This is a genomic window from Streptosporangium sp. NBC_01469, from assembly GCF_036227305.1.
Taxonomy (GTDB): domain Bacteria; phylum Actinomycetota; class Actinomycetes; order Streptosporangiales; family Streptosporangiaceae; genus Streptosporangium.
Map to the genome: position 1 here is coordinate 856,960 of NZ_CP109465.1, position 19,709 is coordinate 876,668.

General features: G+C 68.5%; 18 protein-coding genes and 1 riboswitch. Of the genes, 6 read left to right on the forward strand and 12 right to left on the reverse strand.

The genetic code is table 11. The features are described 5' to 3' along the window. Positions 1–56: 56 nt before the first annotated feature. The 5 genes from groL to OG587_RS03925 form a co-directional block, all read right to left on the reverse strand. Complete coding sequence (gene groL / locus OG587_RS03905) at positions 57–1,682, reverse strand: chaperonin GroEL (RefSeq protein ID WP_329086921.1); 1,626 nt, start codon at positions 1,680–1,682, stop codon at positions 57–59. A gap of 577 nt (positions 1,683–2,259) precedes the next feature. Next, complete coding sequence (locus tag OG587_RS03910) at positions 2,260–2,460, reverse strand: cold-shock protein (protein WP_012895270.1); 201 nt, start codon at positions 2,458–2,460, stop codon at positions 2,260–2,262. Between the two features lie 348 nt (positions 2,461–2,808). Continuing rightward, complete coding sequence (locus tag OG587_RS03915; RefSeq protein WP_329086936.1) at positions 2,809–3,084, reverse strand: MoaD/ThiS family protein; 276 nt, start codon at positions 3,082–3,084, stop codon at positions 2,809–2,811. A 22-nt stretch (positions 3,085–3,106) separates the two neighbouring features. Continuing rightward, the gene (thrC, locus tag OG587_RS03920) at positions 3,107–4,402 is read right to left on the reverse strand and encodes a threonine synthase (protein ID WP_329086938.1); all 1,296 of its coding nucleotides are present in this window, start codon (positions 4,400–4,402) and stop codon (positions 3,107–3,109) included. 14 nt (positions 4,403–4,416) lie between these two features. Then, positions 4,417–4,558, reverse strand: a riboswitch (SAM riboswitch). Between the two features lie 129 nt (positions 4,559–4,687). Further along, positions 4,688–5,245 (reverse strand): RNA polymerase sigma factor, encoded by a 558-nt coding sequence (locus OG587_RS03925; protein ID WP_329086940.1) that lies wholly within the window; start codon positions 5,243–5,245, stop codon positions 4,688–4,690. Positions 5,246–5,484: 239 nt separating this feature from the next. Between OG587_RS03925 and OG587_RS03930 the strand changes: the two genes are divergently transcribed. After that, positions 5,485–6,909, forward strand: a complete 1,425-nt coding sequence (locus OG587_RS03930) for an alpha,alpha-trehalose-phosphate synthase (UDP-forming) (protein WP_329086942.1) — start codon at positions 5,485–5,487, stop codon at positions 6,907–6,909. 85 nt (positions 6,910–6,994) lie between these two features. Next, the gene (locus OG587_RS03935; protein WP_329086944.1) at positions 6,995–8,188 is read left to right on the forward strand and encodes an MFS transporter; all 1,194 of its coding nucleotides are present in this window, start codon (positions 6,995–6,997) and stop codon (positions 8,186–8,188) included. Between the two features lie 162 nt (positions 8,189–8,350). On the opposite strand, the gene otsB is transcribed toward OG587_RS03935, so the two are convergent. Together otsB and OG587_RS03945 are read right to left on the reverse strand one after the other, a co-directional pair. Further along, the gene (gene otsB, locus OG587_RS03940) at positions 8,351–9,130 is read right to left on the reverse strand and encodes a trehalose-phosphatase (RefSeq protein WP_329086946.1); all 780 of its coding nucleotides are present in this window, start codon (positions 9,128–9,130) and stop codon (positions 8,351–8,353) included. A gap of 83 nt (positions 9,131–9,213) precedes the next feature. Continuing rightward, positions 9,214–9,516 carry a DUF3263 domain-containing protein gene (locus OG587_RS03945; RefSeq protein ID WP_329086948.1) on the reverse strand — a complete coding sequence of 101 codons (303 nt, stop codon included), beginning with the start codon at positions 9,514–9,516 and terminating at the stop codon, positions 9,214–9,216. Between the two features lie 117 nt (positions 9,517–9,633). On the opposite strand from OG587_RS03945, the gene OG587_RS03950 reads away from it, so the two are divergent. Beyond that, positions 9,634–10,440 (forward strand): SAM hydrolase/SAM-dependent halogenase family protein, encoded by an 807-nt coding sequence (locus OG587_RS03950; RefSeq protein WP_329086950.1) that lies wholly within the window; start codon positions 9,634–9,636, stop codon positions 10,438–10,440. A 486-nt stretch (positions 10,441–10,926) separates the two neighbouring features. Beyond that, entirely contained in the window at positions 10,927–11,541 is a 615-nt protein-coding gene (locus OG587_RS03955) for a hypothetical protein (protein ID WP_329086951.1), read from the forward strand. Between the two features lie 166 nt (positions 11,542–11,707). On the opposite strand, the gene OG587_RS03960 is transcribed toward OG587_RS03955, so the two are convergent. The 5 genes from OG587_RS03960 to OG587_RS03980 form a co-directional block, all read right to left on the reverse strand. Next, positions 11,708–12,721: an ABC transporter ATP-binding protein gene (locus tag OG587_RS03960; RefSeq protein WP_329086953.1), complete on the reverse strand. Its 1,014-nt coding sequence runs from the start codon at positions 12,719–12,721 to the stop codon at positions 11,708–11,710. Continuing rightward, positions 12,705–13,742, reverse strand: a complete 1,038-nt coding sequence (locus OG587_RS03965) for an ABC transporter ATP-binding protein (protein ID WP_329086955.1) — start codon at positions 13,740–13,742, stop codon at positions 12,705–12,707. Before OG587_RS03965 ends, OG587_RS03960 begins: the two co-directional genes overlap by 17 nt. Positions 13,743–13,750: 8 nt before the next feature. After that, on the reverse strand, positions 13,751–14,695 hold the full coding sequence (locus OG587_RS03970; RefSeq protein ID WP_329086957.1) for an ABC transporter permease: 945 nt from the start codon (positions 14,693–14,695) through the stop codon (positions 13,751–13,753). After that, on the reverse strand, positions 14,688–15,626 hold the full coding sequence (locus OG587_RS03975) for an ABC transporter permease (protein ID WP_329086959.1): 939 nt from the start codon (positions 15,624–15,626) through the stop codon (positions 14,688–14,690). Before OG587_RS03975 ends, OG587_RS03970 begins: the two co-directional genes overlap by 8 nt. Positions 15,627–15,742: 116 nt before the next feature. Continuing rightward, positions 15,743–17,374: a peptide ABC transporter substrate-binding protein gene (locus tag OG587_RS03980; RefSeq protein ID WP_329086961.1), complete on the reverse strand. Its 1,632-nt coding sequence runs from the start codon at positions 17,372–17,374 to the stop codon at positions 15,743–15,745. A gap of 502 nt (positions 17,375–17,876) precedes the next feature. Here OG587_RS03980 and OG587_RS03985 point away from each other — a divergent pair. Then, a complete protein-coding gene (locus OG587_RS03985; RefSeq protein ID WP_329086964.1) occupies positions 17,877–18,818 on the forward strand; it encodes an ABC transporter permease in 942 nt (313 codons plus the stop codon). Continuing rightward, entirely contained in the window at positions 18,811–19,674 is an 864-nt protein-coding gene (locus OG587_RS03990) for an ABC transporter ATP-binding protein (protein WP_329086965.1), read from the forward strand. Before OG587_RS03985 ends, OG587_RS03990 begins: the two co-directional genes overlap by 8 nt. The last annotated feature ends 35 nt before the right edge of the window (positions 19,675–19,709 follow it).

Here is a 19,709-nt window from a genome sequence, read left to right on the forward strand (position 1 = left end):
CAAAAAGAGGCGGCCCCGGCACTTCGGGGTCGCCTCTTTTTCGAAAGCGCGTGGACTTAGAAGTCCATGTCGCCGCCGCCGGGCATGGCGGGGGCGGCTCCGGCCTTCTCGGGCTTCTCGGCGATGACGGCCTCGGTGGTGAGGAACAGCGCCGCGATGGACGCCGCGTTCTGCAGCGCCGAACGCGTCACCTTGGCCGGGTCGATGATGCCCGTCTCGAACAGGTTGACGTACTCGCCGGTGGCGGCGTTGAGGCCCTCACCCGGGGGAAGGTTGCGCACCTTCTCCACGACGACGCCGCCCTCGAGGCCGGCGTTGACGGCGATCTGCTTCAGCGGCTCCTCCAGAGCCTTCCTGACGATCGCGGCACCGGTGGCCTCGTCGCCGAAGAGCTCCAGCTTGTCGAACGCCTTGGCGCCGGCCTGCAGCAGCGCCACGCCGCCGCCGGGGACGATGCCCTCCTCGACGGCCGCCTTCGCGTTGCGAACGGCGTCCTCGATGCGGTGCTTGCGCTCCTTGAGCTCGACCTCGGTCGCCGCGCCGGCCTTGATGACGGCCACGCCGCCGGCCAGCTTGGCCAGACGCTCCTGGAGCTTCTCGCGGTCGTAGTCGGAGTCGGTGTTCTCGATCTCGGCGCGGATCTGGTTGACCCGGCCGGCGATCTGCTCGGGGTCACCGGCACCGTCGACGATGGTGGTCTCGTCCTTGGTGACGATGACCTGGCGGGCCCGGCCGAGCTGGTCCAGGCCGGTCGACTCCAGCTTCAGACCGAGGTCCTCGCTGATGACCTGGGCACCGGTCAGGATGCCGATGTCGCCCAGCATCGCCTTGCGGCGGTCACCGAAGCCCGGCGCCTTGACCGCGACCGAGCGGAACAGGCCACGGATCTTGTTGACGACCAGGGTGGCCAGGGCCTCGCCCTCGACGTCCTCGGCGATGATCAGCAGCGGCTTGCCGGCCTGCACGACCTTGTCGAGGACCGGGAGCAGGTCCTTGTTGGCGGCCACCTTGGAGTTGACGACCAGGATGTACGGGTCGTCGAGGACGGCCTCCATACGCTCCGGGTCGGTGACGAAGTACATCGAGATGAGGCCCTTGTCGAAGCGCATGCCCTCGGTGAGCTCAAGCTCAAGACCGAAGGTGTTGCTCTCCTCGACGGTGATGACGCCTTCCTTGCCGACCTTGTCCATCGCCTCGGCGATCATCTCGCCGATCTGCGGGTCGCCCGCGGAGATGGATGCGGTGGAGGCGATCTGCGCCTTCGTCTCCACGTCCTTGGCGAGCTTGGACAGCTCCTCCGACACGCGCTCGACGGCGGCCTCGATGCCCTTCTTCAGGGACATCGGGTTGGCGCCGGCGGCGACGTTGCGAAGGCCCTCGCGTACGAGAGCCTGAGCGAGCACGGTGGCGGTGGTGGTGCCGTCACCCGCGACGTCGTCGGTCTTCTTGGCGACCTCCTTGACGAGCTCGGCCCCGATCTTCTCCCACGGGTCCTCGAGCTCGATCTCCTTGGCGATGGAGACACCGTCGTTGGTGATCGTGGGAGCGCCCCACTTCTTCTCCAGAACGACGTTACGGCCCTTGGGGCCGAGGGTCACCTTGACGGCGTCCGCGAGCTGGTTCATGCCACGCTCGAGACCGCGCCTGGCGTCCTCGTTAAACGCGATCATCTTGGCTGCCATACGGCTAGACCTCCCAGAGACAGGGTGGCTTACACCGGACCGAGCCGACGCCCGCGACGGCATGTGGGCCCACGACTCCGTTCGGCGGGCCCCATCGCCTCGATCCAGGATTGGCACTCTCTATGCGTGAGTGCCAACAATCTGTTTAGCACTCTACCCCGACGAGTGCAAGCCGCGATCCGCTGACCTGGGCCGCGCGTGGAGGGGACTTCAGCTCCGCGTCACACCGGCGTAGATCCCGCGTCATGTCGGCGTACGCGGCACGTCATCGTCGGCGCATGGCCGGTGGCGTCTCCGCGTCCCCGTGGTCCCGTGTCCCGTGCCGCGCCGGGCGTGTCCCGCACCCGCCTCCACGTGCCCCGCACGACCCCTGTGGACTTCGTACGACCGTGTGGCCCCGCACGACCTCGGCGCACCTCATGACCACGTATCCCGCACGACCTCGGCGCACCCCGTACGACGCGAAGGCCCGGCTCGCCGGTTGGGGGGCAAGCCGGGCCTAGGCGGTGAGGATCCAGCGAACTGCGATGCCGCGGGATCCACCGGCTCTTCCCTGCGAATTCACGAAGCGGCTACGTCAGACCGCCCGGACGGACTCCGCCTGGGGACCCTTCTGACCCTGGGTGATCTCGAACTCGACCCGCTGGCCCTGCTCGAGGGCACGATAGCCATCCATCATGATCGCGGAGTAATGGACGAACACATCCTTACCACCGTCTACCGCGATGAAGCCGTAGCCCTTGTCCGCGTTGAACCATTTGACGGTGCCCTGCGCCACTTGCGACTCCTCTTACTGGTCTTAAGGACGACGCCCATTCCTCTCGCGAAGTCCTCAATCTCCGGGACGGACTTCGCCCCCTCGATCGTTCCGACCATACCTGTGGGAAGCGGTAGGGCAACAGAGTCAAGCACCAAACTACCTCTTTACGAGAGCTTTTAGCCCGAGAACAAAGTTTCACCATCACTATTAGTTAGTTAAGGGTTACGTTATTCATCCGCGCCACAAATATGAGCTTGCGTCATAAAACACGGCACCCGCCCGGCCGGAGCCGGGCGGGTGCCGTGGAGTCGTGGTCGCCACCGGGGGCGGCACGGGCGCGGTCAGGGCCGCGCGAGGGCGGCAGAATCAGCCTCCGGCCACCGCGGGGATGATGGAGATCTGAACGCCGGGGGGCGTGGCCGTGTCGAGGTTGTCGACAAAACGGACGTCCTCATCCCCCACATAGACGTTGACAAAACGTCGGATCTTTCCCGATTCATCAAGAATCCGGGCGCCGATCCCCGGGAAGTCCGCGTCGAGCTTCTGCAGAACATCGCGCAGGGTCTCTCCCTCTCCGTTCACCTCGGCAGCACCATCGGTGTAAGTCCGGAGAATCGTCGGAATCCGCACAGAAACGCTCATAATTCAGTACCTTTCACGATTTCTAGGCGATAGCCGCACGGAATGCGTCAAGAGAAGGCCGAATCACCGCGGTTGGGCGGGCCTCCGCGGCCACCGCGTCAAGGGTCTTGAGACCGTCGCCGGTGTTGAGGATCACGGTCTCGGCGTCGGGGTCGAGCGTGCCCGAGGCGACCAGCTTGCGCAGCACCCCGACGACGACGCCTCCGGCGGTCTCGGCGAAGATGCCCTCGGTCCTGGCCAGCAGCCGGATCGCGTCGACGATCTCGGCGTCGGTGACGTCCTCGACCGCGCCGCCGGTGCGGCGGGCGATGTCCAGGACGTACGGGCCGTCGGCCGGGTTGCCGATCGCCAGCGACTTGGCGATCGTGTTCGGCTTCACCGGGCGGATCACGTCGTGGCCCGCCTTGTAGGCGGCGGAGACCGGGGAGCACCCCTCGGCCTGGGCCGCGAAGATCTTGTAGGGCCTGTCCTCGACCAGACCGAGCCGGATCAGCTCCTTGAATCCCTTGTCGACCTTCGTGAGCTGCGAGCCCGACGCGACCGGGATGACGATCTGGTCGGGGATGCGCCAGCCGAGCTGCTCGGCGATCTCGTAGGCCAGCGTCTTGGACCCCTCCGCGTAGTACGGGCGGAGGTTGACGTTGACGAAGCCCCACTGGTCGCCCAGCTCGTCGCCGATGAGCTCGGAGCAGAAGCGGTTCACGTCGTCGTACGTGCCCTCGATGCCGATGAGCCTGCCGCCGTACACGGAGGCCATGACGATCTTGGCCTGCTCGAGGTCGGAGGGGATGAACACGCAGGCGTCCAGCCCGGCCCGCGCGGCGGCGGCGGTCACGGCGCCGGCCAGGTTGCCGGTGGAGGAGCAGGAGAGGGTGTGGAAACCGAAGTTTCTGGCCGCCTCGACGGCGATGGCAACCACACGGTCCTTGAAGGAGTGCGTGGGGTTGCCGGAGTCGTCCTTCACGTGCAGGGAGCGGATGCCCAGCTCGCGGGCGAGGTTTCCGGCGTTGACGAGCTTGGTCCAGCCGGGCGCCATGTTGGGCTTGGAGGCCACGTCCTCGGGGACGGGCAGCAACGAGCGGTAGCGCCAGATGTTGGTCGGCCCCTCGGCGATCTGCTCCCGGGTCACACGCCCGAAGTCGTACGCGATCTCAAGGGGCCCGAAACACTCGCTACAGGCGAAGTCGGGGCCGAGGTCGTAGCGGGCACCGCACTCCCGGCAGGACAGGGCGACGGCGGGGCCGAAGCGCCGGTCACGCGTGTCGTCGGCACGACCGGAGGAGGAGGTGGTGGTGTTCTCAGTGGTTGCGAGCGCCATGAAGCGAGGCCTTTCCCTCATCTTCGTCTGCGGACCACCCTGGTCACAGACCGGAATTGGCACCTGTCCCGGCCGACCTCGTCAGATCACGAGTCTGGAACCGGGATGGTTGCCGGGGCTTCGCAGGGCCGGTCCCTCCACCCCTCTGGATGAGCAAATATTCAGTTGGAAACCCGACGCGCGGGTCCTAAGCACTCTACCCCGCCCTGCCGCCCTCCTGACCTCATGTCTCACTGGGCGAGACACAGCGTGTTATCCAGCGGACAACCGGAATCGGACGGCCGGTCAGAAGCCGTAGGCGTCGCCCAGGGCTCCCTGGACGTACTTGCGCGCCTGGTGGATGCGCGACTTGGCGGTGCCCAGCGGGATGCGGAGCTGCTCGGCCACCTCGTTGTAGTCGAGCTGGCAGATGTCGCGCAGCACCAGTGCCTGGGCCAGGTCCGGCTTCTCGGCCTCCAGCGCCTCCATCGCGTCGAGCAGATCCAGCCGGGACCCGGCGATCACGCTCACCCGGGCGACGTCCGGCTTCTGCAGCGGCAGCTCGTCCGAGCTCTGCTCGGCGGCGCGGCGCTTCAGCGAGCGGTACGTGGTCCTGGCGCAGTTGGCGGTCACGATGTGCAGCCAGGTGCTGAACCGGGCCCGCCCCTCGAAGCGGCCGATGTTGCGCGCCACCGCGAGCAGGGTGTCCTGGCAGGCCTCCTCGGCGTCCTGCCGGAAGGGAAGGATACGGCCGCAGTGCCTGAGCACGGCGGGCTCGATCCGCTTCAGCAGCTCACCGAGCGCGCGGTGGTCCCCCTGGGCGGCCGATCGGGCCAGGTCCTCGGTCGTCTCGTCCAGCGCCATCACGGGCCCCCATCAGCGGTCACGGTCGCTGGACATCCTACGGTCGGGATCTCGGATGGCGACCCTTCCTGCCTGCCACAAAAAGGGTGATACGGCGGGGCTCATCACTTCACCTGCTGACAAGAGCTGACACAATTCGATGAACGCCGTTCTTTCATTGACCTGAAGAGCAAGGACAGCCTGGCGAAGTGCCGGTTAACCTTCAGGACAGGCGTGTCCCTAGCCAGTGAAGGGATCTCATGAGCGCGATCCTGGTGGCCTCCAACCGCGGCCCCGTCTCCTTCACCCTCTCCGAGGACGGCTCACTGTCCATGCGCAGGGGAGGTGGCGGCCTGGTCTCCGGCCTGTCGGAGGTCGCGAAGGACCTCAACGTCCTGTGGGTCTGCGCGGCGCTGTCCGACGGCGACCGCGGCGCCGTGCGGCTGGCGTCCGGCGGCAGGCTCGACCAGGCGGGCTACGACACCGGGGCGGTGCGGATGCTCGACATCCCCCCGGCGACCTTCCACCGCGCGTACAACGCGGTCGCCAACTCCACCCTCTGGTTCGTCCACCACCTCCTCTACGACACCCCCAACAGGCCGTACTTCGACGCCAGGTTCCGCCGGGAGTGGGAGTCGTACCAGGCCTACAACGAGGCCTTCGCGATGGCGCTGGCCGAGGAGGGCTCGCACGGGGCGCGGGTGATGGTGCAGGACTACCACCTGAGCCTGGTCCCGGCCATGCTCAGGGGGGAGCGCCCCGACCTGCGGGTGGCGCACTTCTCGCACACGCCGTGGGCCCCGCCCGAATACTTCAACCTGCTCCCCGACGACGTGGCGACCGAGCTCCTCGAAGGCATCCTGGGCGCCGACCACGCGGGCTTCCTGACCGACCGCTGGGGCGGGGCGTTCATGGACTGCTGCGAGACGGTGCTCGGCGCGCGGGTCGACCGCGGGGAGCGTACGGTCACGCACGCGGGCAGGACCACCCGGATCGGCACCCACAGCCTGGGCGTGGACGGCAAGGCGCTCTGGACCCGGGCGTCCGAGCCCGACGTGGAGTCGCACATGGCCGCGCTCCGCGCCCAGGTGGGCGACCGCAGGCTGATCGTGCGGATCGACAGGACGGAGCTGTCGAAGAACATCGTGCGGGGCCTGGTCGCCTACAAGCAGTTCCTCGCGGCCCACCCGGAGTGGCACGGCCGGGTCACGCACCTCGCCTTCGCCTACCCGTCCCGGCACGACCTGCCCGAGTACCGCGAGTACACCGCGGCGGTGCAGCGCTGCGCCGAGGAGATCGAGGACGAGTACGCCACCGAGGACTGGGATCCGCTGATCCTCAACGTCAACGACGACTACCCGCGCTCGCTGGCCGCCTACCGGCTGGCCGACGTGCTGCTGGTCAACCCGATCCGCGACGGCATGAACCTGGTGGCCAAGGAGGGGCCGATCCTGTCGCCGCACAGCGCGCTGGTGCTGTCGCGGGAGGCGGGTGCCGCCGCCGAGCTGGGCGAGCACGCGCTGACGGTCAACCCCTACGACGTCTCGGCCACGGCCGCCGCGCTGTACGAGGGCCTGACGATGCCCTCGGACGAGCGCGCCAGGAGGGGCGTCCTGCTGGCCGCCGCGGCGACCGCCCTCCCCCCGCACCGGTGGTTCGCCGAGCAACTCGACGCCCTCGGGTGACGACCCGGGTCGCCAAGCAGCTTTAGACCTATATGAGATAGTTTTTACGGCTATTTCACTTTTTCTGGCGTACGGGGAGACCGAGTTGACCGCGATCGCGCCCGTCCGGCTCATCCGCGACCGCGCGACCTGGCTGATCTACCTTCAGCTCGGCGTCTTCGCCACCTACCTGTACGGTCTCAGCGCCGCGCTCCCGCTGCTCCGCCTCGACCAGGGCGTCTCCCAGGCGGTCGCCGGGCTGCACGGGACCGCGATGGCCGTCGGCGGCATCATCACCGGCCTCGCCCTGCCCTGGCTGACCGGGAGGATCGGCCGCCGCGCCGTCATCTGGACCGGGATGGCCGGGATGAGCGCCGGCATGCTCATGGTCGCGGCGGCCCCCACCACGCTCCCGATCACCCTCCTCGGGTACGGCGTCGCCAGCGGGATGTCCTCGATCACCCTGTACTCGGGCATGTCCGCGCTCGACGACCGGCACGGCCCCGCGGGCCCGGCGGCGATCAGCGAGGCCAACGCCGTCTGCGTGATCGTCGGCATCGGGGTCCCGTTCGTGGTCAGTGCCGCCGCGCAGAGCGCCTTCGGCTGGCGGGCCGCGCTGCTGGTGACCCCCGTGCTGGCCGTGCTGCTCGCGCTGACCATGGGGCGCGTGCGGATCCCCGAGCCCGGGGACGGCGTCGGCGATGCCGCCACGGGGGGCGAGACCCGCTTCGGCTGGCGGTTCTACCTGGCCTCGGCCGTGCTGTTCTGCTGCGTCGCGATGGAGTTCTGCTTCAACCTGTGGGCGGCCAAGCTCTTCTCCGACCAGACCGGGCTGCCCGCGGCGGTGGCCGCGACCGCGGTCGCGGCGTTCACCGCGGGGATGGCGGCCGGACGGCTGGCCGGGGCGTGGCTGGCCCTGCGGGTGCTCCCGACCGTGCTGTTCCTCGGCGCCCTCCTGGTCGCGGCCGCCGGGTGGGCGATCTTCTGGCTGAGCACGAACCCGGTGTTCTCCTACGTGGGCCTGGCCGTGTCGGGGCTGGGGGTGGCGCTGCACTTCCCGATGGCGCTGTCGCGGGTGCTGGCCGCCTCCGGCGGGCGACGGGACCGCGCGTCGGCCATGGCCTCGATCTTCGCCGGGCTGGCGGTGGGAATCGGACCGTTCCTGCTGGGCGCGCTGGCCGACGGGTTCGGCACCCAGCAGGCGTTCCTCATGGTCCCCGCCCTGATCGGGCTGGCCGTGGCGGGGCTGCTGATCACCGCGAGCGGACGCTCCCGGACGAGTGTCGCCGAACCCGCCTGAGCGGACGCTCCCGGACGAGTGTCGCCAAGCCTGCCTGAGCGGGCGTCCCGGGCAGGTGTCGCCGGGCCTTCGGACCCGCCTGAGCGGGCGTTCCCTGGCAGGTCGCCAGGCGTTCGGGCCCGCCCGAGGGGCGTGGGCGAGCCGCCCGAGCGGGTGTCCGCCCTACGCCTCGCTCTCGACGGCGTCGGCGATCGAGGTGAGGAGCTCCAGGACCCCCGGGGGGCCGTCCACCACGATGTCGGCCTCCACCTCGATCTCGGGCGATCCGCTGAACACCGTCACGCCCGGCAGTCCCGAGGCCCGCACCGCCGCGAACGCCGCGAGATCTCCCAGGTCGTCCCCCGCGAACAGCACCGACCTGGCGGCCCGCTCGCGCAGGAAGGCGCTCAGCGCCACTCCCTTGTCCATCCCCGGCGGGCGTAGCTCCAGCACGAACTTGCCCGGCTCCACCGCCAGCCCCGCCTCCGCCGCCAGCGCGGTGACCGGCTCGCGCAGCGCGTCGAGCGTCGCCCACGGGTCGGCCGCCTGCCGGGTGTGCACGGCCACCGACCGCTCCTTGTCCTCGATCCTGACCCCCTCGATCCCCGCGACCAGCGGGACGAGCCCGGCTCTGGCGAAATCCAGGCCCGGGTGGACGGGCGGCGCGGCGAGCGCGCCCGCCTCCCAGCGTTCGAGGCCGTAGTGCCCGAGCACGACCAGCCCCGGCACGCCGGCCAGGGAGCCGTACTCGACGGCCGTGGCGGCCGGGCGGCCGGTCACGATCACCACGGCGCCGACCAGGCGGCCGAGCCTGGCCAGCACCTCGGCGCCACCGGGGTGGATCCTGGCCGCCGCGGGATCGGGGACGATCGGGGACAGCGTGCCGTCGAAGTCGAGCCCGATCACCGCCCCCGCGGGGTCGGCGACGATCGCCTTCAGTCCGTCGGAGGTGTTCGTCGTCATGCCCGCCTCAGCCTGTCGAGTGTGTTCACCGTCATGCTCACTTCAACCCGCGTGGACCCTGCCGGACCGGTCGTACCCGGAGATCAGCGGCGCAAGCCCATTTTTCGGGCGGCACGGTCGCGGCGGCGGGTCTCGCGGAGCCTGCGCAGGCGCTTGACCAGCATCGGATCGTGGGCGAGCGCCGCCGGTAGGTCGATGAGCTCGCTGAGCAACTGGTAGTAGCGCGTCGCGGAGATGTCGAAGGCCTCGCGAACCGCCTGTTCCTTGGCGCCCGCGTAGCGCCACCACTGACGCTCGAAGGCGAGCAGCTCGCGCTCCCTGTCGGTGAGAGCCCTGGGCGCGGGCTCCGGAGCAGCGCCGTCACCGGAACTCGGCGCGGTGTCCATTGCTTCCTCCTCCGTGGGGGCACTCGGCGATCACACCGCGCACGCGCGGCCCAAAGTCAGGATAGTCCGGAATTTCGCGCTGTTCATGACGGATGTGGAGACGTACAGTCACCAGATGTGACCTCTGTCATCAGCCTTCTCACCGACTACGGACTGGAAGACGGCTACATCGCCGCATGTCACGGCGTGATCGTCGGAATCTCTCCGGAGTCGCGGATCATTGACGTGTGCCATCTGGTCCCCTCGGGGGACGTACGGCGCGGGGCGGCGATCCTGGCCCAGACGATCGCCTATCTTCCCCCCGGCGTGCACGTCGCCGTGGTGGATCCCGCCGGCGGCGGCTCGCGCAGGGCCGTGGCGGTCGAGGCCGGCGACCACGTGTTCCTGGGCCCGGACAACGGGCTGCTGTCGTGGGCCGTCCACGCCAGCGGGGGCGCGCGCGCCGCCTACGAGCTGTCCAACTCGGACCTCTTCCTGAAACCGGTCTCGCCGACCTTCCACGGGCGCGACCTCTTCGCCCCCGTGGCGGCGCACCTGGCGATCGGGCGCCACCCGTCCGAGCTGGGACCGCGGCTCCCGCTGGAGCGGCTGGTGTCGCTGCCCTCACCCACCTCCGTGCTGCAGGAGGACTACGTCGAGGGGGAGGTGCTGTCGATCGACCGGCACGGCAACGCCCAGCTGTCGATCGGCTCCGGCGACCTGTTGACGCTGGGCGTGACGTCGGGAGACATGCTGGTGGTCTGGCTGGGCAGGCGGCGGCTCTCGGTGCCGTTCAAGGAGACCTTCGCCGCGGTACCGCCCGGGGAGATCGTGGCCTTCACCGACTCGGCCGGGCTCATCGCGCTGGCGGTCAACTCCGGCGACGCCTCCCAGCGACTGGGCCTGCCGCCCGGGGCCCACGTGCGGCTCTCTCCCTCACCCTGACAAGCACAACAAACGTAACCCAAGAAGAAATCACCCTACACATTATCCCGTTTACTGAATTGTCGTTATAAGCGAAGGGGCGTTTCAGCTGGAAATACGCATGCCGGAATTTCGGTGACGTGTCCGCATTCCCCCTGGACAATAGCGCCCCGTCGTTCTCCCTGCCGGCCCGGACGGGCCTCCACCACGACGGTTACGCCCCGCCATCCCCGAGGGGGCCGCCCCCGCCGGATATACGAGCTGACCTGGCAGTTTAAGGAATTCACGGCGGCACGGCAGGTCGGGCGCGCGGATCGGACCGGCGATCGGCCAATGTTTGTTCGGCCACGATCCCGCGATCATTGCCACAAGCTGACCATTCTTGACCCTCCAGAAAGCATGTCGCTGGATAGTCTCACTCCCGTTACTTTGAGTAGCCGCGCGCAGACGGTCCGTTCCAGAGGCCCCATACACTGCCGCGACGATTTCCTTCCAGGGGGAACCACAATGATTCGTCGTCTTCTCATCACTTCCGCGTGCGTCGGTGTCGCCGTCCTCGCACCGGCCGTGGCCGCGTCCGCGTCCACGTCCTCCACCAGCTCCGCGACCAAGGTCACCGCCGCGTCGGTCGTCAAGGCCGCCGCCAAGGCCAAGGCCGCCAAGAAGGCCGCCGACTGCTGCGGCGTCGGCGTCGTCAGCGCCGCCCCGGCCTTCGTCCCGACCAGCACCGTCACGTACGGCACCACCGTCATTCCCACGGCCGTGACCACCGGCGTCGGCTGCGGCGGCGTGTACGGGGGCGGCGTCTACGGGGGCGGTGTGTACGGCGGCGGCCTCTACGGGGGCGGCGTCTACGGCGCCGGCTGCTACGGCGGCGGCGTGTACGGGGGCGGCGTCTACGGCGGCGGCTTCGGCGGCGGCGTGTACGGGGGCGGCGTCTACGGGGGCGGCTTCGGCGGCGGCGGCTTCGGCGGGGGCATCCTCGGCGGCGGCCTCTTCGGCCGCGGCGGCAACACCATCGGCGGCGGCGGCAACATCATCAGCAGCGGCAGCGGCACCGGCCACGGCGTCGGCATCGGCGGCCTTGTCGGCATCGGCGGCGTCGGCGTCGACATCCTCTAGCAGGACGGACATCCTGCGGTGAAGTGGTAAAGCAGACAGGGCGCGGTCTCCACAACTCCATGTGGAGGCCGCGCCCTCCGCCGTTCCGGGTCTCCGCCCGCGAAAGTCCGCTCTCCGGGCTCCGCGCTCTTCCCGCCTTCGCCTTCCCGCCGTCCCGGGTGCTCTCCTACGCGTGGATCACGTCGTGGGTCTCGGCGAAGTGGCAGGCGCTCGCGTGCGCGGTGCCGGGCCGGATCTGCAGCAGCGGCTCCTCGACGGAACAGATCGGCTGGGCCTTCCAGCACCGCGTACGGAACCGGCAGCCCGACGGCGGGTTGGCGGGGGACGGCGGGTCACCCTGGAGGATGATCCGCTCGCGTCGCTCGCGCCCTTCGGGGTCGGGCACCGGCACGGCCGACAGCAGCGCCTGGGTGTAGGGATGCGCGGGCCGATCGTAGATCTCGGTGTCTTTCCCGATCTCCACCATCTTGCCCAGATACATCACTCCGACACGGTCGGAGATGTGCCGGACCACCGACAGGTCGTGGGCGATGAAGACGTACGCGAGGCCGAACTCGTCCTGCAGCCGCTCCAGCAGGTTCACGACCTGCGCCTGGATCGACACATCCAGCGCGGAGACAGGTTCGTCGCAGACGATGATCTCCGGTTGGAGCGCCAGCCCGCGGGCGATCCCGATGCGCTGGCGCTGGCCGCCGGAGAACTGATGCGGGTAGCGGTTGATGTGGTCGGGGTTGAGGCCCACCACCTCGAGAAGCTCCTGGACCTTGCGGCGCCGGTCGCCCTTGGGGGCGACCTCCTTGTGGATCTCGAACGGCTCGCCGATGATGTCGCCCACGGTCATCCGGGGGTTCAACGAGGTGTACGGATCCTGCATGACCATCTGGATGTTGCGGCGGGCCCGCTTGAGGTCGCCGCGTTTGGCGTCGGCGATCTCCCGGCCGTTGATCCGCACCGAGCCCGAGGTCGGCCGCTCCAGCGCCATCAGGAGCTTGGCCAGCGTGGACTTGCCACAACCGGACTCGCCCACGATGCCGAGCGTCTCGCCCCGGCGCAGGTCGAAGGAGACCCCGTCGACGGCCTTGATCGCGCCGATCTGCCTGCGCAGGACGATGCCCTGGGTCAGCGGGAAGTGCTTGACCAGGTCGCGGACCTCAAGGATCGGCTCACCCGTGGCTGCCATCGAGGACCTCCCTCCAGTAGTGACACGCGCTGCCGCGCGTCGGGCCGATCTCGTACAGCGGGGGGGCGTCGACGACGCAGTTGTCCTGACGGTACGGACAGCGGGGGTGGAAGGAACAGCCCGAGGGCATGTCGAGCAGGTTCGGCGGCATGCCCTTGATGGCGTACAGCTCCTGCCCCTTCTGGTCGACCCGGGGAATCGAGTCGAGCAGGCCCTTGGCGTACGGGTGGGCGGGCCTGCGGTAGATGTCGTGCACGAGGGCGTTCTCCACGATCCGCCCGCCGTACATGACCGCGATCTTGTCGGCGACGTCGGCCACCACACCGAGGTCGTGGGTGATCAGGATCAGGCCCATGTCGCTCTCGCGCCGCAACTCGGCCAGGAGCTCCATGATCTGGGCCTGCACCGTCACGTCGAGGGCGGTGGTCGGCTCGTCGGCGATCAGCACCTCGGGGTCGAGCGCGATCGACATCGCGATCATGATGCGCTGGCGCATCCCCCCGGAGAACTGGTGGGGGTAGTCGTGCACCCGCTGCCTGGCGGCGGGGATGCGGACCCGGTCCATCAGCTCGATCGCCTTCTTCTCGGCGTCGCGCCTGGAGGCGCCCCGGTGCACCCGGAACATCTCCCCGATCTGGGAGCCGACGGTGAACACCGGGTTCAGCGCGGAGAGCGCGTCCTGGAAGATCATCGCGATCCGCCGGCCGCGCACCTGGGTGCGGGCCTCCTCGGACAGGTCGAGCAGGTTCGTGCCCCGGAAGCGGATCTCGCCCCTGGGAACGCGGGCCGGCGGGGAGTCGAGGATGCCCATGATGGCCTGCGCGGTCACCGACTTGCCCGAGCCGGACTCGCCGAGCACCGCGAGCGTCTCCCCGGGGTTCAGCGAGTAGCTGACCCCGTTGACCGCCTTGACCACGCCCTGCCTGGTCACGAACTCCACGTGCAGGTCGTCGACGGCGAGCAGCGGTTCGTTGCCCGGCGCCTCCCTGGACGGCACCACCGGCGTTGAGGTCTTCTTCACGGGTCCCCCTACCGCAGCTTCGGGTCGAGGGCGTCGCGGACGGCGTCGCCCAGCATGATGAAGGCCAGCACCGTCAGGCTCAGGAACAGCGCCGGGAACAGCAGCGCCCACGGAGCCTCCAGGAAGCGCTCCCTCGCGTCGGAGATCATGAGCCCCCAGGAGATGTCGGGCGAGCGCAGGCCCACGCCGAGGAAGGACAGACCGGCCTCGGCGGCGATGAAGTAGCCCAGGTTGATCGTGGCGACCACGATCACCGAGGCGATCGCGTTCGGCACGATGTGCCGGAACATGATCCTCGACGCGGAGGCGCCGAGCGCCCTCGCCGCGAGCACGTAGTCCTGGCTCTTGGCGGTGATCACCGCCGCCCTCATGATCCGGTACGTCATCGGCCAGGTCAGCACGGCCAGCGCGAGCATGACGGTCCACACGTTGCCCGTGCGGAAGACCGCCAGGATGAGCAGGGCGCCGAGGACGGACGGGATCGCGAAGAAGATCTCCGTGATCCGGGAGAGCAGCGTGTCCAGCGTGCCGCCCCTGAACCCGGCGACGAGACCGAGCAGGCCGCCCACGATCGCGGTGATGACGGTGGTGGCCAGGCCGACCACGATCGAGTTGCGGGCGCCGTAGATGGTGCGGGCGTAGATGTCGCAGCCGAGGTTGTCGGTGCCGAACCAGTGGGCCTCGCCCATGCCCAGCCGGGCGTCGCCCAGGTTGCAGCTCTTGGCGTCGAACGGGTCCACCGAGGTGAACAGCGAGGGAATCGCCGCCATGACGACCAGGACGGCGATGAGGACGGATGCCCCGATGAAGAGCGGGCGGCGGCGCAGGTCGTACCAGGCGTCGCCCCAGAGGCTCGCGGCCTTGGGGGCCCTGGCGCCCTTCGCCCCCCTTCGCGGTCTGCCGTGCTTGGGGTTCCCGGTCCGCCCTCCGGCCGGGACAAGGGTGTCACTCATAGCGGATCCTCGGGTCGAGCACGGCGTAGAGCAGGTCGACGACCAGGTTGGCAAGGATGTAGACCAGCACCAGGACGGTCACGATGCCGACCACCACGGGCTGCTCGCGCAGGTGCACGGAGTTGAACAGCTGGTAGCCGATCCCCGGCAGATTGAAGATCGTCTCAGTGATCACCGCGCCGCCCATCAGCACGCCGAGGTCGGCACCCAGGTAGGTGACCAGCGGGATCAGCGCGTTGCGCAGCGCGTGCCGCCCGACGATCCGGTTCCGGGGCAGGCCCTTGGCCACCGCGGTGCGGATGTAGTCGGCGCGCAGGATCTCCACCAGGCTGTTCCTGGCGAGCCGGGTGAGGTAGGCGATCGACGTCCCCGCGAGCACGAAGCCGGGCAGCAGGTAGCTGCGCCAGCCGTCGGCCACGCCCGCGACGGGGAAGAGGTCGATCCCGGCCTGCTTGAGCTTCACGCCCAGCAGCAGCTGGAGCACGAAGCCGGTGACCAGGGTGGGGATGGAGATCAGCACCAGGGTGGAGGCGAGGATCATCGAGTCGCTGGCCCTGCCGTGGCGCAGCGCCGCGTACAGGCCGAGCCCGATGCCGATGACGGCCTCCATCACCAGGGCGGTCATCGCCAGGTTGATGGTCACCTGGAACTTACCGGCCAGAATCTCGTCGACCCCGACGCCGGCGTAGGTGGTACCGAAGTCGCCGCTGAGAAGGCCGACGAGGTAGTACCAGTACTGCACCAGGAACGGGTCGTTCAGGTGATACTGCTCGCGCAGGATGGCGACGATGTTGGGGTCTATGCGCTTCTCGCCCGCCAGCGCCGCGATGGGGTCACCGGGCAGCGCGAAGACGATGGCGTAGATGAGCAGGGTGGCGCCAATCAGGACTGGTATCGCCTGAATCAGGCGCCTGAGGATGTAACGGCCCATTCGTATCTCCCGTACGTGCCCGGGGGTGATCTCGCGGACCGGCGGGTCGCGCGGTGCCGCGAGATCGTTCCGGGCGGCCAGTGGGGCCGGGCTCCCGCCCGGCCCTCAACCGGTCGTCAGCTGGCCTTCTCGACCTCGGTCCACTCGATCTGGTTGAGAAGGTTCATCTTGACGCCCTTGACGTGCTGGGAGAACGCGGCGTTGGTCCGGTAGAAGTACACCGGAATGTACGGCAGTTCCTTGATCAGGATGTCGTCGGCCTGCTGGTAGAACTTCAGGCCCTCCTCCTGCGTCGGGGCGGTGTCGCCCTTGGAGAGGAGCTCGTCGAACTCCTTGTTCGACCAGCCGGCGTAGTTGGAGCCGGTCTTGATCGCGACGGTGGAGAAGATCGGGGTCAGGTAGTTCTCCGCGGACGGGTAGTCGATCGCCCAGCCCATGCGGAACATGCCGCCGTAGGTCTTCTTGTCGAGCTCGTCGAGAATCGAGGCGAACTTCTCGAAGGGCTTGACCGTCACCTCGATGCCCAGGTTGGCGCGGAGGCTGTTCGCGACGGCCTCGATCCACTCCTTGTGCGGGCCGTCGGTGTTGTAGCCCAGCTCCAGCGTCTTGGGGCCGTTGTTCTCGGCGTACTGCGTCTTGGCCTTGGCGGGGTCGTAGCTGCAGACCGCGCAGGCACCGGCGCGGTAGCCGTCGAGGAGGGGGTTGATGAAGTCGTCCGCCGGGGCGCGCGTGCCGGAGAAGACCTTGTCGGCGATGGTCGCGCGGTCGATGGCCATGGAGATGGCCTCGCGGACCTTCACGTTCGCGTACGTCTTGTTGTACTGCATCGGGAAGCCGATGTAGCCGACGCCGGCGTCCGCCTCGTCCATGTAGCGTTCGCCGAGCTCGGACTTGGCCCTGGCGATCGCCGACGGGGGCAGCGAGTCGTGGACGTCGAGGTTGCCCGCGGCCAGGTCGTTGAACGCGGTCTCCGGGCTCGTGTAGAGCTTGAACTGGAGCTTGGTGAACTTCGGCTTCGTCCCGGCGAACTTGTCGTACCGGGTGAGGTCGATCGTCTGGTCGGTGCCCTTGTTGTAGGGCTTGTCGATCTTGAAGTAGCCCTGGCCGATCGGCTGCTTGGCGTACGCCTCGGTGATCTTGCCGTCGGGGCCGAAGGCCGCCTTGGGCAGCGGGTAGAACGCCGTGTAACCCAGCATCGTCTTGAACTGCGAGAACGGCTTGCTGAGGGTGACGCTGAAGGTGCTCTCGTCGATGACCTTCAGGCCCTTCATCTCCTTGGTGGAGACGGTCTGGCCCTCGCCCGGGTTCAGGTCGGCCCAGCCGTCGATCCGGCTGAAGAAGCCGTTGGCGCCCTGGACGTTGTCCTGGTTGGCCGCGTAGTTCCACGCGTCGACGTAGTTCTGCGCGATCAGCTTCTCGTCGTTGTGCCACGTGTAGCCGGGCTTGAGCTTGATCGTCCACACCGTGTTGTCGGTCGACTCGATCGACTCGGCGACCTCGTCCACGACCTGCTTGTTCTCGTCGTAGCCGACCAGCGGGGCGAAGATGGCGGCCAGGACCTCGGAGCCCTCGGACTCGGTGGTGTCACCGGGATAGAAGAGCTTCTGCGGCTCGCCGAGCTCCATGCGCACGGGCTGGTCGGCCGCGGCCGTCCCGCCGTCGGAGGGCGTCGAGCTGCCACACGCGGTCAGCGCGAGGGCGAGCAGGGCAGTGCCGGCTGTGAGCCGCGCACCCTTGGAAACACGCATTGCGGTAAATCCTCCCTTTGCAGGCTTGCGTCGACACTGAGTTCCGTGGCCCGAGCACCGCGAAGGAGGATCTCGTGGTCCCTGCTTCCCGCTGTTCCGGTCCGGGTGCTGACGCCACACCGATCGATCGCGACTATTCCCTACCGCTCCACACCGACTTATATCTGTGATGTTGCAGTTCGGTCACGCATGAACCGATTCGACGTCACATGCCTGCCAACTCGACAAGGCCAAGATCCCGAATGTGTATGAAAACGACATCCAGGCACACGTAGGACATGAACGGTCACGCCAAAATACCCCCGCACCGGGACTGCTCGCATCTGTTGCCCTCAGATGACCCTGACCTGGGCCTGCGCTGACCTGACCGCGAAGGGCCCGGTCTCCCGCAGGAGAACCACACAATTGCCCTGGAACCTGTTGCCCGGAGATCCCGTCCAATGTGTGCGGCGGACCCCCGCCGCAGGCACTTCATCCACTCCCATCCAATAGAGTCCTTGCCATGAGCCAGCCGGAATCCGCGATCGCGGACGCCCAGGCGGGCGGCCCGAGCAACGGCATCCCCGCGCAGGGGCAAGAGCCGCTGGCCAAGCTCGCCGCGCGCCACGGACTTCGGCGTGCCATCGCACGCCCGAGTCTGTTCGTCTACCTGCGACAGCTGTGGGAACGACGGCACTTCGTCATGACGTACGCCACGTCGCGCAACGTCTCGAAGTACAGCAACTCGGCCCTGGGCCAGCTGTGGCAGGTCATCACGCCACTGCTCAACGCCGCGATCTACTGGCTGATGTTCGGCCTGATCCTCGGCGCCAGCAAGGGCATCGAGCATTATCCGGCCTTCCTCATCACCGGGATGTTCGTCTTCACCTACACGCAGCGCTCGGTGAGCGGCGGTGCCAAGGCGATCTCCGGCAACCTCTCGCTGATCCGCGCCCTGCACTTCCCCCGGGCGGCGCTCCCTCTCGCCTACACGATCCAGGAGTTCCAGCAGCTCCTGATCTCCATGGGCGTGCTGTTCGGCCTGGTGCTGCTCATCGGTGAGCCGGTCACCCTCCTGTGGCTGCTGGTCCCGGTCGCCCTGGTGCTGCAGACCATGTTCAACGTCGGCGCGAGCCTGGTGCTCGCCCGGGTCGGCGCCACCGCCCGCGACCTGAACCAGCTGCTCCCCTTCATCATGCGCACCTGGCTCTACGCCTCCGGCGTCTTCTTCTCCATCGAGGACAAGGTCGCGGGCCCCGGTGGCGCCGGCCTCCCCCAGTGGGCCGCCGACGTCATGTACTTCAACCCCGCCGCCGCGTACATCGAGCTCATGCGGGACCTGCTCATGGAAACGCACGAGCCCCGGCCGTACATCTGGGCGGTCTGCGTATTCTGGGCGGTGTTCGCTCTGCTCGGCGGGTTCTGGTACTTCTGGCGAGCCGAGGAGAAGTACGGCCGTGGCTGAGTTGACCGAGGAGCTGTCCCGAGTGAAGGCCGAGGAGCCCGCCGTGCCGAGCACGGACGTCAGGGTGCACCCCAACCCGGAGCCCGCCCCCGCCTCCGCCGATGAGCGCGAGGGCACCCCCACGGTCATCGTGGACGACCTGCACATCATCTACCGGGTGTACGGCGCGGCCAGCGACGTGGAGAAGGGCAACGCCGTCAACGCCCTCATGCGCCTCGTCAAGCGCCAGGGACGGCCGCAGATGAAGGAGGTCCACGCCGTGCGCGGCGTGTCCTTCGTGGCCCGCCACGGCGACGCCATCGGCATCGTCGGCCGCAACGGCTCCGGCAAGTCCACGCTGCTGCGCGCCATCGCCGGGCTCCTGCCGCCGCACTCCGGCGCCGTCTACACCGACGGCCAGCCCTCCCTGCTCGGCGTGAACGCCGCGCTGATGCGCGAGCTCACCGGCGAGCGCAACATCGTGCTCGGCTGCTACGCGATGGGCATGAACCCCAAGCAGGTCAAGGAGAAGTACGACGACATCGTCGACTTCTCCGGCATCGGGGAGTTCGTGCAGTTCCCCATGTCCACTTACTCCTCGGGCATGGGTGCCAGGCTCCGCTTCGCCATCGCCTCGGCCAGGTCCCACGACGTGCTGCTCATCGACGAGGCCCTCGCCACCGGCGACCGCGAGTTCCGGCGCAAGAGCCAGGACCGCATCAAGAAGATGCGCGACGAGGCCGGCACCGTCTTCCTGGTCGCCCACAACCTCGACGTGATCGAGGAGACCTGCAACCGGGTCCTCTGGCTGCACAAGGGCAAGATCAAGATGGACGGCGACCCGAAGACGGTCCTCGCCGCCTACAACAAGGTCTGAGCACCCGGCCTCCGATCATTACGGGGTCCGGCGGC

Bases quoted from the DNA above. Each gene is read 5' to 3' on its own strand.
- groL (WP_329086921.1), bottom strand. From the start codon at position 1,682: ATGGCAGCCAAGATGATCGCGTTTAACGAGGACGCCAGGCGCGGTCTC.
- OG587_RS03915 (WP_329086936.1), bottom strand. From the start codon at position 3,084: ATGAGCGTTTCTGTGCGGATTCCGACGATTCTCCGGACTTACACCGAT.
- thrC (WP_329086938.1), bottom strand. From the start codon at position 4,402: ATGGCGCTCGCAACCACTGAGAACACCACCACCTCCTCCTCCGGTCGT.
- OG587_RS03925 (WP_329086940.1), bottom strand. From the start codon at position 5,245: ATGGCGCTGGACGAGACGACCGAGGACCTGGCCCGATCGGCCGCCCAG.
- OG587_RS03930 (WP_329086942.1), top strand. From the start codon at position 5,485: ATGAGCGCGATCCTGGTGGCCTCCAACCGCGGCCCCGTCTCCTTCACC.
- otsB (WP_329086946.1), bottom strand. From the start codon at position 9,130: ATGACGACGAACACCTCCGACGGACTGAAGGCGATCGTCGCCGACCCC.
- OG587_RS03945 (WP_329086948.1), bottom strand. From the start codon at position 9,516: ATGGACACCGCGCCGAGTTCCGGTGACGGCGCTGCTCCGGAGCCCGCG.
- OG587_RS03955 (WP_329086951.1), top strand. From the start codon at position 10,927: ATGATTCGTCGTCTTCTCATCACTTCCGCGTGCGTCGGTGTCGCCGTC.
- OG587_RS03960 (WP_329086953.1), bottom strand. From the start codon at position 12,721: ATGGCAGCCACGGGTGAGCCGATCCTTGAGGTCCGCGACCTGGTCAAG.
- OG587_RS03970 (WP_329086957.1), bottom strand. From the start codon at position 14,695: ATGAGTGACACCCTTGTCCCGGCCGGAGGGCGGACCGGGAACCCCAAG.
- OG587_RS03975 (WP_329086959.1), bottom strand. From the start codon at position 15,626: ATGGGCCGTTACATCCTCAGGCGCCTGATTCAGGCGATACCAGTCCTG.
- OG587_RS03980 (WP_329086961.1), bottom strand. From the start codon at position 17,374: ATGCGTGTTTCCAAGGGTGCGCGGCTCACAGCCGGCACTGCCCTGCTC.
- OG587_RS03985 (WP_329086964.1), top strand. From the start codon at position 17,877: ATGAGCCAGCCGGAATCCGCGATCGCGGACGCCCAGGCGGGCGGCCCG.